The organism is Moorella mulderi DSM 14980, from assembly GCF_001594015.1.
GTDB lineage: Bacteria > Bacillota > DSM-521 > Neomoorellales > Neomoorellaceae > Neomoorella > Neomoorella mulderi.
In genome coordinates this window covers 1-658 of record NZ_LTBC01000062.1, presented here as the reverse complement: position 1 = coordinate 658, position 658 = coordinate 1, and the positions used below count along the sequence as shown (strand labels likewise).

General features: G+C 58.8%; 2 protein-coding genes. Both read right to left on the bottom strand.

Features of this window, described 5'->3' with window-relative positions; all coding sequences use genetic code 11:
* Positions 1-207 precede the first annotated feature (207 nt).
* Positions 208-429: a DUF2922 domain-containing protein gene (locus MOMUL_RS15255; protein ID WP_062286257.1), complete on the bottom strand. Its 222-nt coding sequence runs from the start codon at positions 427-429 to the stop codon at positions 208-210.
* 25 nt (positions 430-454) lie between these two features.
* The coding region (locus MOMUL_RS15250; RefSeq protein WP_064774465.1) for a DUF1659 domain-containing protein at positions 455-658 on the bottom strand (204 nt) is incomplete at its 5' end.

Below are 658 nucleotides of genomic sequence, written 5' to 3'. Positions count from 1 at the left end.
TCGCAGCAGTCACAGCGTCCCCGCCGGGGCCGGGCAAAATAACTGAACCTGACTTGAAACATTATAAAGACCTCCATGTAATTTCATCTAATTGCACTTTAGGGAAACCGGCCGCCAGGGAAGTAAGGCCGGTAGAAAATTTCACCCCAATTTAGGCCGGGAGGAAGGGGCGAGTCCCTTCCCCACCTCCTCCCGGGCCGGTAAAGGTTAAGCAGCGATGATGTCGGTGACGTCCCTGGTGACGATACGGGCCCCGGCGATAGCCGTCAAGTCGCCGCCGGGCGAGGTAAAGATGTTCCGGGCCAGGATGAGTTCCATGACGCTCCGGACTTCAGCCTCGGTCAGGTTGTCCCGCGGGTCCTGGACGGCCAGGGTGGTACGGCGGCCGGCAGCATTCTGGAAGATCAGTTCCAGGCGCTTGGTAAGCATAAAGGTTCACCTCCTATAGATTTACTTAGGCGCTGGCACTGAGGTCGTTCTCATTAACGCGGCTGACGGCGTTAACGGGATGTACCTGCAGGCTGCCAATGGCCTGGGCGACGTCATAGACATCCTGGTCACTGGCAGAAGGTTTGACGCGGCTGTAGGAGCGCACCCGGTAAACGGGTTGCCCAGTAGCGTCAGTCCCGGTCTGCACCTGCAGGCGTAAGGTGGTAGC

What these genes read in the sequence shown, in the direction of transcription:
- MOMUL_RS15255 (WP_062286257.1), bottom strand. Translation starts at nt 429, where the DNA reads ATGCTTACCAAGCGCCTGGAACTGATCTTCCAGAATGCTGCCGGCCGC.